Annotated in this window: 8 protein-coding genes; 2 read left to right on the plus strand and 6 right to left on the minus strand. The window is 41.9% G+C overall.

The window, feature by feature from the left end; translation table 11 throughout:
• Positions 1 to 10: 10 nt before the first annotated feature.
• The 5 genes from A4S05_RS35050 to A4S05_RS35070 form a co-directional block, all read right to left on the minus strand.
• Positions 11 to 1,276, minus strand: coding sequence for a glycosyltransferase (locus A4S05_RS35050; protein WP_069074370.1), 1,266 nt, complete (start codon positions 1,274 to 1,276; stop codon positions 11 to 13).
• A 258-nt stretch (positions 1,277 to 1,534) separates the two neighbouring features.
• Positions 1,535 to 2,806, minus strand: coding sequence for a glycosyltransferase family protein (locus tag A4S05_RS35055; RefSeq protein ID WP_069074371.1), 1,272 nt, complete (start codon positions 2,804 to 2,806; stop codon positions 1,535 to 1,537).
• A gap of 278 nt (positions 2,807 to 3,084) precedes the next feature.
• Positions 3,085 to 3,642 (minus strand): hypothetical protein, encoded by a 558-nt coding sequence (locus tag A4S05_RS35060; RefSeq protein ID WP_069074372.1) that lies wholly within the window; start codon positions 3,640 to 3,642, stop codon positions 3,085 to 3,087.
• Between the two features lie 12 nt (positions 3,643 to 3,654).
• Positions 3,655 to 4,533: a hypothetical protein gene (locus tag A4S05_RS43935; RefSeq protein ID WP_256091369.1), complete on the minus strand. Its 879-nt coding sequence runs from the start codon at positions 4,531 to 4,533 to the stop codon at positions 3,655 to 3,657.
• 334 nt (positions 4,534 to 4,867) lie between these two features.
• Entirely contained in the window at positions 4,868 to 10,522 is a 5,655-nt protein-coding gene (locus tag A4S05_RS35070) for a PAS domain S-box protein (RefSeq protein ID WP_069074373.1), read from the minus strand.
• 941 nt (positions 10,523 to 11,463) lie between these two features.
• Between A4S05_RS35070 and A4S05_RS35075 the strand changes: the two genes are divergently transcribed.
• A complete protein-coding gene (locus tag A4S05_RS35075; RefSeq protein ID WP_069074374.1) occupies positions 11,464 to 12,009 on the plus strand; it encodes an Hsp20/alpha crystallin family protein in 546 nt (181 codons plus the stop codon).
• A gap of 122 nt (positions 12,010 to 12,131) precedes the next feature.
• Here the strand turns inward: A4S05_RS35075 and A4S05_RS35080 are convergent, their stop codons facing one another.
• The gene (locus tag A4S05_RS35080; RefSeq protein ID WP_069074375.1) at positions 12,132 to 12,491 is read right to left on the minus strand and encodes a Rieske (2Fe-2S) protein; all 360 of its coding nucleotides are present in this window, start codon (positions 12,489 to 12,491) and stop codon (positions 12,132 to 12,134) included.
• Between the two features lie 279 nt (positions 12,492 to 12,770).
• On the opposite strand from A4S05_RS35080, the gene A4S05_RS35085 reads away from it, so the two are divergent.
• Positions 12,771 to 14,609 (plus strand): vWA domain-containing protein, encoded by a 1,839-nt coding sequence (locus A4S05_RS35085; RefSeq protein WP_069074376.1) that lies wholly within the window; start codon positions 12,771 to 12,773, stop codon positions 14,607 to 14,609.
• The last annotated feature ends 112 nt before the right edge of the window (positions 14,610 to 14,721 follow it).

The raw sequence follows: 14,721 nt of genomic DNA on the forward strand, positions 1-14,721 counted from the left end.
CACACCTCCTTTACGTTTTTGCGCCTACTTTGCGAGTTCCGCTTGCGGTATGCGTGAGAAATAATTCCCGTAAAATTGCAGTATTGCGATGAATATCAAACTCAGACTCAATTAATTGCCTAGCCTGGGTTGACAACTTAACCCGCAAAGCTGAATTAGTCAGGAATTGCCCAAGTGCGATCGCTAATTTCTCGGCATCATGTTGTGGCACAATCAACCCAGTCTCGCCATCACGCACCAATTCAGGAATACCCGTCACATCAGTACTTACACAGGGAGTTCCCAAAGCCATAGCTTCCAGTAAAACTGTAGGTAGTCCATCCCGATTACCATCTTTGCCAATGACATAAGGTGCAGCAAACACAGCAGCTTTTTGTACTAATTGAAACACCTCATTTTGTGGACGCGGGCCGACAATTTCCACGATAGATTGCAGTTCTAAATCTATAATTTGCTGACGCAAAGTCAATTCTAAAGAACCAGTACCGACAATTTGACACTGAAACTGATAATTTCTCTGCTTGAGAATGGCACAAGCATCAATCAAAACAGATAGCCCTTTCTTCTCGATTAACCGAGCAACTGAGATAATTAATGGTGGACGTTCAGCTGGAGAAGAATATTGTAATTGTCGCAAATCTAAACCGTTGTAAATGCGCTGAACTTGCTTTGCAGCTAAGTTATATGTGTTGTGCAGATATCTGAGATTATAGTCACTGACGGTTACAACACTAGCCGCATCCTGTAGCTTACGTTGCATATCTTCAAATTCCACGCTTTCATGAAATATGTCTTTAGCATGAGCCGTAAAGGTATAGGGAATGCCTGTAAAGTGGGATGCTAGCCGAGCGACACTAGTTGCCACAGTGCCAAAATGAGCGTGTAAATGAGTAATGCCTTTGACTCGCGCTTCTCGTGCTAACCATGCGGCTTGGTAGACAGTGCTAGCTTGTTCACCTTGAGCAAAGGCCAGTTTTGGCCAAAAATCAGGGATAACTTTACTTGCTTCTTGTAACTCTGCCCAAAAATAGCTAGCGGCTGTAGGTGCGAGACTATTGAGTGATTCACTAACTCGCCCTTGAATTGGCCTCCGAATGTAACTTACAGGCGCACGCACTTGGGAAATAATATTTTGAAAGTGAGTATCACATAGTGGTCGTAAGGCGAAAATTTCTATATCTAAGCCAGCCGCTTCATGAGCCAAAATTTCATTGACGACAAAGGTTTCAGAGTAGCGGGGATAACGTTTGAGAACATAACCAACACGGATTGACATAATTCGTAGTTCGTAATTCGTAATTAATGAGGTAATACCAATTCTCTGTGAAGTTGCACATTATTTTGACCCCACCCTAACCCTCCCCTTGGAAAGGGGAGGGAACTAGATTTCCGGTTTCCCCCCAATGCATCGGGGGGATTAAGGGGGGTAATTTGACTTGTGGGTACACCGTAGTTACCAAGGGAAAGTGACGCAGGCGGTGGAGTTTTTTTTATGCGTCTTCATAAAGAATTGGTATAAAATTTTTGCCTTTGACTAATGACAAATAGCTGATATGAGGATGTCATTAACGAATTGGGGAATGCGGGTAAGTCCTTTGATATCGACGAAATTACGGACTTGTGGTGACTCTACCTTAAGTGTTAGCCAGTTCGTTAATGCCGCAGGTGTCAGTTGATGTGGTTGTAATACATCGATTAAGCCGAGTGCTTGTAATCGTTTAGCACGGATTGATTGTTCTTGTCGGGGTTTGATCCGGGGTAAAATTAGCGATCGCTTTGCAAATGACAACAATTCACAAGTTGTATTGTAACCACCCATTGCAATCACACGTTCGGCTTGATTTAGCAACAGTGTCGGCTCGGCTAAATATTCCAACACGCGCAGATTGTCACGTTGCGCTGCATAGTTCTGGAGTTTTTGCCGGACTTCTCGCGGCATAAACGGGCCTGTCAAGATGATACCGTTCATTTTTGGTGGTAGTTCAGTATGAGCAAATGTTTCTGCTAACTGCGCTCCGTCTTGTCCGCCTCCCACTAAGCACAATACCAATCGTTCAGATGGCAAATTGAGCGATTTAAATGCTTGAACGCTGTCTAAATCCAGATGTTTGAGGCGACTGCGTTGGTCAAGATAGCCCGTGTAGCGGAATTTGGCAACAGTTTTTGGCTGGAAGTGATACTCTTTTGCTAGGTCATAGATGTTGCGATCGCCATACACCCAAACCTGATCATAGTAAGTTTGAATCGCCTCTTCATTACCTGCTCGCTTCCAATCTCGACGCACAGAAGCGGGTTCATCTAAAATATCTCGTAAACCTAGAATGCAGTATGTTTTTCCTTGAGTACGCAGATAATCTAGAGTTGGATCTAGCTCTCTGACTGCTCCTCGCGGTACATTATCCACAATAAAAATATCAGGTTTAAATGTTTTAATGGTGGTGAGAATAACTTGCGATCGCAGTGTAATAATTTCCTGCAATGATAGATCCAATCTTCTGGCGTGATATTGCCCATCAATGCTTTTATGCAAAGCCGGGAGCGTCAAACAGTCTACCCCTGGAGGTGTTGGTACATTGCTGGCATCTTGAATGCCACTAATCATTAAAACATCGGTTTTTAGGGGTGAACATCCTAAAGTTTGAGCAATCAACAAATTACGGCGTTTATGCCCTAGCCCCATTGTGTCGTGGGAATATAAAGCAATACGCCACTTCCGAGTATTGCTAGATAAACTACTATCCTCTGAAGATACGATACTACCTGATGTTCTGATAATTTCTCCAGGGTGAGGTAACAAGTTGTTCATTTGCACTCCTGACTAATTTTTCCCACAGTATCTAATCCCCTTTTTTATCTAGCAATCTGAAATAATTCATTGAGAACACATGGCTCTATACCCAGAGCTAAAGTTTTCATTGATACTGATTTTCTTCCACTCTCTACCTTTGTTTGTTAAAAATTTTGTGTGTCGCTTAACTTGAACTTAATGTAAGTTTAACCAAGGTTTTATGAGAAGACAATGAAGGTTACATGAGAACTTTCTCATGTAACCTCTAGCGGATATCAAATATTGCCTATTCGCTTTTAAAAGCTATTTTTACTAGTAACTCTAATTAAAAAACGCAGACCTTCATTGACTGCTTCCGAATTTGGAAACATTTCTGCAACATCAGGTTCTAAAAAAACTGGCAATTTTTCAATATTATTAAAATTGTCTTCACAAACTCTCAGATTCTTGTCCGTAAAGCCATGATTTGATTGAGTTTTATTCTGTATTATGCTTGTTGGGGAAGATGCAGCATTTAATTTATTAACTAGTGATTCCCAACTACTAACTTTCAGGTTAAAATTAGCTTTTGCATCTCGTAATGTTTTAAACTTTTGCTTCAGAATATCAACAGTATAAATATGCTTTTGAGATACCTGTTTCTCTGCATTCAAGTCTGACTCAACCATATCAACTACTTCATTAATAAGTCGGTCATGATTTTCGGCAATTTGAGCAGCAGCCCCTAAAATCTTAGAAGTTGCTTTTATCTGTACATCAGTTTCTTGTTTAAGGCGATCGGCAATACTACGAATTTGATCTCCCAGCCCCACTTTACCTTGTTTTTGCGTAGCTGGGAGTGATTTTTTGTTCATGAGTATACTTGTTTATTCAGAAAGTATATCTTTAATTGCCAACCAGATGCGTTTAAATTTTTGTACCAAACCTATAGGATTGTTAGTTGTTTCTTCTTCCACCGAATCAACTAGAGATTGAATCCGATCCATACGCTCTGCGACAATGTAAAGACTGTTTACTGCTTCATCCTTACTTGCTAAAGAGTCACGCAGTAGCACAACCATCTGGGAAATTTCCCGTTTTAATCGTTCATTCTCGGCTTTGCGGCGAGTTTCCCAGCCTTTAATACTAGCTTTTGAACGACGCTCATATTTGAGTTCTGCTTTAGTCTCATTGTATAAACTAAAATACATTTCTCGTTCAGAATTGACTGCTTCATATTTAGTAATAAATTCAGTCGCTCTCGCTTTTTCTTCGTTGTAGAGACAGAGCGTTTGTTGATGACTTTTTTGCTCATCAATATAAAAGTTATAATTTTGAGTTACTCGCTCTTTTAGCTCATTAGCTTCGAGTTGGCAAGTTTGAATCTCTCGCTGGTGAACATGAACTAGCTGCGATATTTTCGCTTTTTCTTCTTTATAAAGGTAGAGCGTCTTTTGATGATTTTCTTGCTCATCAATATAGAAGCGATAATTTTGAGTGACTTGCTCTTTTAGCTCATTAGTTTCGAGTTTTAGTTCATTAGCCTCAATTTGGTAAGTTTGAATTTCTTGCTGAACATGAACTAGTTGGTATGCAGCTTCCTCATTTTCTTTTGCACGTTGTTGTGCTTCATCGCGTTGGGCACGAACAGTCATCAATAACTGTTGAAGCTCACGAGGAGGAATTGGTTCCTTCTGCCGTGAGCGAGGATTATTAACAGCGTTGTCATGATTAGAATTTCCGCGATCTGCTCTCCTCATTGCCATAATTTAAGTTCCTATGTAAGTATAAATATTTAAATATAAGTATTCAGTTTAGCCGAGATGAACTCATTGAAGTGTGATCTTGGTTCTACTGGTAATATGATCTCAATCTGGGTTGGAATATCTTTTATTCTGTCTCAAGCGCTCAAATTCCCAGACGTGCGATCTTCAAGGGCTAGAAACATTGTGCTTTATAAGGAAGCTAGGCTCCAAAAAGTGAAGGTAAATAAGCTTCAAAGCTTCGCACCAAAGTCATCTCCATTTTGTCCAGCACACCCCAGTGAAAGTACACTCTATAATCGTTAGCATTGAGACGAATGGCAATCCACAATTTTTATTAACTGGATAATACTCCTGAAATACTCGTCAATTCCATAATTCTCTCAAACTGAAAATCATGAGCTAAATTTTTAATAAAAGTTTGCAAAATCACATTTTCTGAAGGTATTTGCTCAATCAATTCTAAAATCAGGTCATCACTACATTGGGCGGCGGCGGTGTACACTTTTTTCACCCATTCCGGCGACATTTCAGCGAATAGAGTCACTAAATCTGTAAAGGTCAACATTGATTCTATTTCCTGTTGCGTTGCATCTGCTATCTGATAGCTTTCTTCTTGATAAATATATTGAACTCCTAAATATTCGCTCAGTTTTTCTAATAATTTCTCCTCGCGGAAAGGCTTGTTAATATAATCATCACAACCCGCTTTGATCATTGCCTCTCGTTGTTCCTCAAAGGCATTAGCGGTTAAGGCGATGATAATGGTATTGCAATTTTCGATTGAAGTTTCTTCTCTAGCTTTAATAATTCTTGTGGCTTCATAACCGTCCATAATCGGCATCCGCATATCCATTAAGATTAGGTGTGGTTGCCATGTCTGCCAAAGTGCGATCGCTTCTTGACCATTTGTCGCTTCCTGGACTGCAAAACCGATAGATGTCAGAATTTTCATTAACACTAAACGGCTGTCTGTAGAGTCATCAACCACCAAGATGCGGTATTCGCTTTGATCGGCCGCTAAACTAATAACTTGGTGTCTAGTTTTTTTGATCTGGATTTCGCTAGCTTCGGCTAAACCAATTTGAATATCAAAAGTAAATTTACTTCCCTCGCCAACAGTGCTGGTGACGCTAATATCTCCCCCCATTAGTTCCACGTATTTGCGGCTGATTGCTAAACCTAGTCCTGTTCCCTGTTGAGATTTCCTGCCGGTTTCAGTTTGCCCAAAAGCTTCAAACAGCAAGTCAATTTCTTCTGGAGCAATACCGCGACCAGTATCTTCTACCTCGAAGATTAGGGATTGGGGATTTATTATTCTCCTTTGCTCCCCTGCCCCTCTGTCCCCCTGCTCCCCCTGCTCCCCGTCTTCGCTGCTCCCTGCTCCCCAATCCATGCCTACATACAGCGTCACTCTTCCAGTATCGGTAAATTTGATCGCATTTCCCAGAAGGTTAAGCAAGACTTGACGCAGTTTACTTTCGTCAGCTTGGATGTACTGGGGGAGATGAGATGTATATTCAAAGACCAATTCTAATCCTTTAGATGTGGCACGGAAGCGCAACATCTCTTTGAGGTTTTCCAACAGACGAATTAAGTCAAAACTGTTGAGATTTAATGTTATTCTGCCGGCTTCAATTTTAGACATTTCCAGAATGTCGTTGATTAAGTTGAGGAGATGTTCGCCGGCCCGATTGATGATTGTTAGATTTTGCTGATGTTCAGTAGATAAATTACGATCATGGCTCATGACTTGGGTAAAACCAAGGATGGCATTGAGTGGGGTACGCAGTTCGTGGCTCATGTTGGCGAGAAATTCGCTTTTGGCACGGTTGGCAGCATCAGCAATAATCACAGCTTCTTGCAATGCTTGTGACTGCCTTTGAGTTTGTGCTAGTAATTGTGCCTGCTGTAAAGCAACACCTAACTGATTACCAATTTGAACTACGATATTGATTTCTCCTGGTTTCCATTGGCGGGAATCGGAATTTTGATAACTCGCCAGTAATCCCCAAAGCTGAGTACCATACAAAATGGGGACAATAATGTAGGCTTTTGCCTGAAAGCGCTCTAAGAGTTTGATGTAAGCAGGATGAAACTCAGCGTTGTAAATGTCTGGGACACAGCGGAAACTTGCACCTTGGGTTGTTTGCAAATAAGGATCTTCCAGTTGGTTATCTGCGTCGTCCAAAATTTTCGCTAGGCAACGGCCATCTTGTAAGACACCCTCTGTGAGATGTGGATGATTGTTGTGTTCTTCTATTAGAGAAATCCAACCGTTACCCACCGACTCGGAGACAAATTCGCCACTCCATTGGGGATTGAAACGATAGACAACAACCCGATCGCAGTTGAGTACTTGGCGTAATTCTTCGGTTGTAGCCGCAAATATCGTTTCTAAATCGAGTGTTTGGCGCATTCTTTGAATTACTTGGGCGATCGCTCTTTCGCGTTCTGCACTCTCACGCAAGGCTTCTTCGGCTAACTTTCTCTCGGTAATATCTGTAATTGTACCGATGTAACCTTTAATTTTTCCATCTTCTCCAAATTCTGGTAAAGCCTGACAAATTACCCAGACGACTGTACTATCAGCACGCAAAAAACGATGCTCGTACTTATACATTTTTTTAGCGGTTCTTGCTTGATTCCATACCAACAAGAACTGCTCGCGGTCGTCTGGATGTACGGCATTTGCCCAACCTGTTCCCAGAGACTCTTCTAAATTGCATCCAGTAATCTCACTCCAGCGTTGATTAAAATATAAAATATTGCCATCTACGTCAGCGTGAAATATACAAGCTGGTGAGGTTTCTGCTAAAAGTTGATATCGCTGCTGACCTGACTGCAAAGCTATTTCTGCCAATTTGCGATCGTTAATGTCTGCCCAATAACCAACGCATTCTATAGGATAGTTAGCTTCGTCATAAATTAACCTCATCTTTTCGTAGAACCAGTGATAAGTTCCATCAGCGTGTAACCAACGATATTCGTAGGAAATGTACTCCTGCTCAACAAGCTCCTTAAATTTTTCTGAGATGAGTTTAATATCTTGTGGGTGGACGTGATGAAGCCAGAAACTAGAATTCTCAATAAAAACACGCGCTTCGTAGCCCACCATTTCTTTAACGTTCTCACTGATAAAGGTCGTGCTACAATCCTCTGATGTTTTGCTGCTATAAATGACTACAGGGCTAGAGGTGAGCAGATATTGTAGGCGTTCGTTGGCTAAACGCAGTTCTTGTTCAATGTGTTTGCGATAGCTAATTTCTACTAAAACTGTGCCGACACCAGAGGGGCGATCGTCTTCACCAGGAATCGGAAAATAAGAAGCTAAGAAGTGGCGGGTAATATTTGGTTGTTGAATTGATGCGCTGCTTAATTCTTGATTGAGAATGGGTTTACCTGTCAATAAAACCTGTTGATAAATTGGTTCCACTACGGGGGACATCTGGGGTAAGACTTCATAAATTCTCTGGCCAATATGATCTTGCTGGGGTAGTCCATTAATCTCCGCTAGCAGTTGGTTGATTTGCACAAACCGTAGTTGATTATCTACGATGTTCATGCCAACGGGGGCACTACTAAAAAAGGCATTGAGGCGAGCTTCTCTGAGTGCTAGTTCTTGTTCTAGGGTTTTGCGCTCAATCAACCCACCCAACTGAGCAGCAACGGCACTGACTAGCAAAAGCAAACGTCGATCTACCAATACTGAACTACGTTTAAAAAATACTAAAACCGCTAATACTTGCTTCCCAGAGACTATGGGAACACCAAAACCAGCTTTTAATCCTACTTTGGCTGCTTGTCGCGATCGCAAAAAAATTGGTTGTGTAACTTTAGAAACATCTTCTATCCACTCTGGTTCCTGGTTCTGCCAAACTCTTCCTGGTAGTCCCACTCCCAAAGGAAATTTCACGGCTTGACTTTGGCGGCAAAATTCTTCTAAGCTACTCTGCTCACCGTACCAGCCCAGACTGTGTTCTAAAACAGTTCTGTCTTCATTAGGTATCCATGCTTCACCAAAATCCCAGCCAATGGTATGACAAATTAAGCGCAATACCACCATTAAGGCACTGTTGACATTACTACCGCGAGTGATGGCTTGGGTTGTCAACAGTAACAAACGACTTTCATTTTCTGCCTGCTTGCGTTCAGTAATATCTTTGGCGGTGCCTAGTACGTACCATTGTCCATAAATCTTGATCATTTCCGCACTCAAAAGTGTTGTCCTGATTTCTCCTGTTGAAGTGCAGACATCAATCTCATAGTTGCGGATGGCTTTTGTTTGTTGCAAGATATGAGTGAGAAAATTATATTCTTCTGGATTCACCCAAATATTCAATTCTTGATCGGTGCGATTGATCACCTGAGAGCGAGAATAACCAAAAAATCGACAAAAACTGTCGTTAACTTCGACATAGCGTTTATTGAGAACAGTAATTAAGGCAATTGGATCGGGAGATGACCGAAAAGCTGATGCTAACTTTTCTTCAGAAGCCCGTCGCGCTGCTTCTGCGCGTTGGCGTTCTTTTGCCTCCAACACCAAGGATGTTAAATTGCCCAGAGAGCGAGCGAAATTTTGGTCTTCTAGCGTCCAATGATGAGTAACTCCCACTGCTTCTAGACATAAAACTCCTACGGTCTTTCCCTCCAGCCTAATGGGTGTATCGAGTATAGAGGTGATGTTTAATCTTGAGTAAGACGCAGAAAATTCTTTAGTTCTAGAATCAGTATGAGCATCATCTGCGGCGATCGCTTCGTCTTGTTGCAAAGCTGCAAAATAAGCTGGATAGTTGGCTGCTGATAAGGAAAGTCCTTCACTATGTTGATTGCGACTGGCCTCAAATAGATCGAAACACTGAATTTTCGTGCCTGTTTCGTCATAGAGCCAAATACTGGTTCGTTCCACCCCAATATTCTTGACAGCCGTTTCAGTGATTTTACAGAAAGCTGCTTTCAAGTCACCCTGATAAAGTGTTTGATTTTGCGCCAGTTGTGTTAGCACTAGATTATGATTGCGGAGCTTAATTGTGCTTTCTTGGAGTAATTTTTCTACTCCTCGACGCTGTGTAATATTACTAGCAGTACCAGTCATACCTATAACCAGACCCTCTTCATTGTGTAATGCGATCGCATTAAACATCAGATAAAGTAAGGTACCATCTTTCGCCACACAGCTAGTTTCATGTTGAAAGATCGGTTTTCCCTGAAGAACGCAGTCAAAGGCTACTTTATCTTGAGCAACTTGTGTAGGCGAGATGAAATCAGTTAAGGCACGCCCGATCATTTCTTGGGGTTCGTAGCCATAAATCTGCTTCACTGCCGGGTTAACAAAGGTAATTAGTCCATCAATATCTACCGACCAAATCATATCCTGGGATGTTTCTACTAGGTGGCGATACTGACTTTCACTCTTCTTCAGGGCAGCTTCGACTAAAAGGCATTCGCTTTGGTAAACTTCCCTACAAAAGGCTTTGCTAATGTTAGGGGGAATTTCTTGAAAAATATCTTCTATTTGTTTGTTACGAATATTTAACTTAGCTACAACCTGTTGACGCTTTTCAATCTCCTGTTGCAGTTGAGCATTTTGCTCTTTTAACTGTTTTTTCAGTCTTTGGATAGTGAGTTGATTTTGTACGCGTAATAAAACTTCTGTAGTTTGGAATGGTTGATTAATATAGTCAACATTGCCTAAATCAAAGATATTTATCTTTTCAGATAATTCATCTAAAATACCGAAAAAGATTATTGGAATATCTTGAGTTTTATCGTTAGCTTTCAAATGTTGACAAATGTCATAACCATCCATATCTAGCATAAGAACGTTTAGCAAAAGCAAATCAGGGATAAAAGCAAGCGCTGTATTGATTGCCAATTGTCCCGAAATGACACTTTGCACCTGATAACTTTGGTGCTGAAGGATGTCTGATAAAAAATGTAAATTCTCTAAGTTGCTATCAACTAATAAAATTTTGATTTTTTGAGCATCCATATCAGTTCCTAAGTTAATTTTCAATCAAGACTAATTTGTTGAATCAAACTGAACATAAAATCAGAAAGCAAAACTCTGTTACCAGATTGTAAATAAAATCATCGTTGCTTACCACCATACTTCAGCCCAAGGTGTATGGAAAAGTTGCAGATGAAGTAGAACAAGTGGTTAATACTGCCAAATATCTGCGGCGGAAAAATCGGAATAGAAAGATACGCGATATAACTTGCTGTTTCGCTGGTTTGGCATTCACTGTACTTTCTTTTCCATAAAGGACTTCCAAAAAAAATACTCAACTACTTCTTGTGGGGTGGGCGTCTCGCCGCCCGCAACCAAAGGTGGGTAAGCCTTAGCGAGGCTTGTATACGGCAAACTATCAGGACTTACGCAAACAATAGCCGAAAAGAATGATTTTTTGTAGGGGCCATACCCTGCGGGTGACGCTCCTTCGTCGCTATCGCTGCGCTAACGCTGAAAGCGTTCTCGTAAGAGTAGCCGTTTCTCTACTACCTATAGTTTTGCGTAAATCCTGGCTACGTGCAGCGTCACCGTCAAGAGAAAAATCAGCTGCTCTAGCCCTTAGAATAGGCTGGAGCCTTTGAATACAAGTGAATTTAATTAACTTTACATTACGTAATCATAGTTTAATTTATTATTGCCTACTTACCTTGATATCAACTATTCTCAAGCTTTTCACCCTTCTTCTGTTTGATACGGTAAATCCAACCTATGTCTGTACGGTTTACCCGACTGTTTTTAGATTTTGATTTTATTAAATTAATTACTAGAGAGAAGAAACAAAGCAAATCAAGCTCCTCTCTAAACAAAATAGAGGTTCGATAATTGCTTAAATATCTAAAACCTCTAAATACCTCCAAATACCTCTAAAACTTTGTTTGATTACCCAAAATTGAATTAGAAAGTTAAGGAGAGATTCAGATATGGCACTCATTCGTTGGGAACCATTCCGTGAAATGGAGATTCTGCGTCGTCAAATGGATCAACTTTTCTCTGAGCTTACAGCAGCCGAGCGGGGCAACTCAGATATTTCTTCTCCATCACCGAGAACAGCATGGGTTCCTGCTGTTGAGTTATACGACAATGGTTCAGAGTGGCTATTAAGAGTTGAGATTCCAGGCGTAGAAGCTAAAGACTTGGATATTCAAGTCACTCAAGATGCAGTTTCAATTAAAGGTGAGCATCGTTACGAAAAACATTCCCAATCTAATGCTAAAGTTCATTCTGAATTCCGGTATGGCAACTTCACCAGAGTAATTGCTCTACCAAGCAAAGTTCAGAATCAACAAGTTAAGGCAGACTTGAAAGATGGGATTTTAATTTTGACTTTACCCAAGCTTGAGCAAGAGCAAAGCAAGGTATTCAAAGTGAATTTGGGACAATCTCAAAGTGCTACAGCTTCTATAGAAGCCGGCAACGGTAACACACAACCTAACATTACATCACAGCAAAGTGTTCAAACTGCTTGATTCAATGGTTTCTATATCTCTGCAATAGGTAAATTTTGATATAAACCCCAGCTAAACTCATCTGCTGGGGTTTTTATTGCTTTTTTACTCAGTATTGTTTCGGTAAATTCAGGGAGAGGGTGCTATTCCTCTTGTACATCAACCCAAATACTGCCTTCTTCCACACGAATTGGAAACACTGGTAGTGCCTTTGGTTGTGAAACCAACGACAGTACTTTACCAACACCAGGTGGCCAGGAACACCAGTCTTTTACTTCACCAGTCCGCAGGTCAAAAGCACTGTGATGGAAAGAACAAACAATTGCCCCACTTTCATTGATTTTGCCACTTTTCAGAGGCAATTTTAAGTGAGGACAGGTGTTATCTACAGCATAAAGCTGATTTTCGTGATTCAAAAGCAGAATTTTCCGGTTCCCAACTTTCACCACTTCTCGCGCACCTGGGGAAAGTGCTGCGACTGCCAGAACTTTAGTCCAACTCATTAGGTTCTCCTCTCCTAATATATCTGCTTTCAGTTTCCCGCAATAGTGACCAGTGCGATCGCCTTTTAGTACTGGAGAGTGGAGAAGGATTAAGTCAGTAGATCACAAACTTTTCCCAAAAAAGCGATTCATAACAAGATATCAAAACTATAAAATCTTACATTAAATTCTATTTTGACACTGAACAAACTAATTTCTGGGTAAACTAAGTAAAGCACTTACTGTCTCGTCATTATAGGGCTTGTAGCTTATAACAGACAATTTTGAGGGATATAAAAAATGATTAAGACAAGTTATGAATTTGACCAGTCTATTCTCCCCACAGGATCTTCATTAAAGACTAATATTCTGCTACGTTTTCGTGCTGACATAGCTGAATCTCCCCGACGTCACCTTAACCTTTCTCTTGTAATTGACCGTTCCGGCTCAATGGCTGGCGCTCCCTTGCATCACGCGCTCAAAGCCGCTGAGTCTGTGGTCGATCAACTTGAGCCAGATGACATTCTCTCAGTAGTTGTTTACGACGATGAAGTGGACAGTGTTGTAACACCCCAAGCTGTGACTGACAAGGCCGCACTGAAAAATTCTATCCGCAAGGTGAGAGCAGGCGGTATTACCAATTTATCTGGGGGATGGCTCAAAGGCTGTGAACACGTAAAGACACGACTTGATCCGCAAAAAATCAACCGTGTTCTCCTGCTTACCGATGGTCACGCCAATATGGGTATTCAAGACCCGAAGGTACTGACAGCGACATCAGGGCAAAAAGCTGAGGAGGGCATTACTACAACCACGTTAGGTTTTGCTCAGGGTTTCAATGAAGACCTACTGATTGGGATGGCAAGAGCCGCCACGGGCAACTTCTACTTCATTCAAAGCGTCGATGAAGCAACTGAAGTGTTTAGTATTGAGCTAGACAGTCTCAGAGCAGTAGTGGGACAGAATCTCAAGGTGACGCTGGAATTAGCTGATGGTGTCAGCCTTGTTGATACCTTAAGTCTTGCTAAAGTTACCCAGAATGACGCTGGTCAAGCTGTTCTCACCTTGGGAGAGCTTTACGAGGGTGAAGACAAACTTCTCGGCTTGAGTTTGGAGATATCAAGCGCTCAAATTGGTGATTTACCAGTAATGAAGTTGCATTACAGTGCCGACGTTGTGCAAAATAACCTGATTCAAAGCGTATCAGGTACAGCCGATGTTGTCGCCAAAGTTGGCACCGTTGAGGAAGCAGCTTTTGCTTCTACGAGCCATATCATTCTTGAACTGAGTCGCCTCAATATCGCTAAGGCCAAAGAGACAGGACTCAATCTAGCTGAACATGGCAGACATGAAGAAGCTGAACAAATCCTGCGTGCCCTGGTGAAAGATTTGCGTGATAAAGGGTTAAATGAGAATTTTGAAATTGCTGAAGAGATTGATCAACTTGAGTATTTCGCAGGTCGCATCGCCCAAAAAGCTCTAGGCAATGCCGGACGGAAAGAAATGCGCGATCAGACTTACCAGACGATGACGCGCAATCGCAGCGATTTGGTGGGTCGCGGTGTCACAGCTGGCGATGAAGTATACGCAATGCCGACTGTGAATGAAGTCGGTTCAGGTGTTGAATTGTACTGCGTTCGTGAAGGCGGTAAACTGCGGGTAAAAGTCGTTTCCGAAGGCTACGATTCAACCAAAAACGTCCAGTTTCCCCGCGCCATTCGTGCCGAGGGGGCACGCTATGTTGTTGAAGGATTGGAACTCTCAAACGATGCCACTTTCTACCGTGTACGTGGTGATATCACCCGTTTTGCTCAACCCGGTGAAGCAGATATTTTCGTTGCCCCTAGGCGATCGCATCCAACTAACACAGGCAAAGCTTCCAAAGGCCCTGCCAGTGCCGCCGATCTTCCCACAACTGACACTGTAGGGGACAGCATTTTAGTTCAGTGTGTCAAAGATGGCAGCAAGCTACGTGCTAGGGTAGTTTCCGACGGATATGAACCAGATTGGAACATGCGTTTTCCGCGATCGGTTCGCGAGGAAGGAATGCTTTACATCGTTGATGAAGTCAAAACCGCACCTGATGGCAAGTCTTATATTGCCTGTGGTGAAATTAAGCGATTTATCCAACCAACTTGAATTGGGACAGAGGGGCAGGGGAGCAGGGGAGCAGGGGGAGAAGAACCAATACTAATACTTCTCTACGAGAGGCTGCGCCAACGGCTTCGCTCAGTACAAGTGCCCCATGCCC

The organism is Nostoc sp. KVJ20, from assembly GCF_001712795.1.
In the GTDB taxonomy this organism is placed as follows: domain Bacteria; phylum Cyanobacteriota; class Cyanobacteriia; order Cyanobacteriales; family Nostocaceae; genus Nostoc.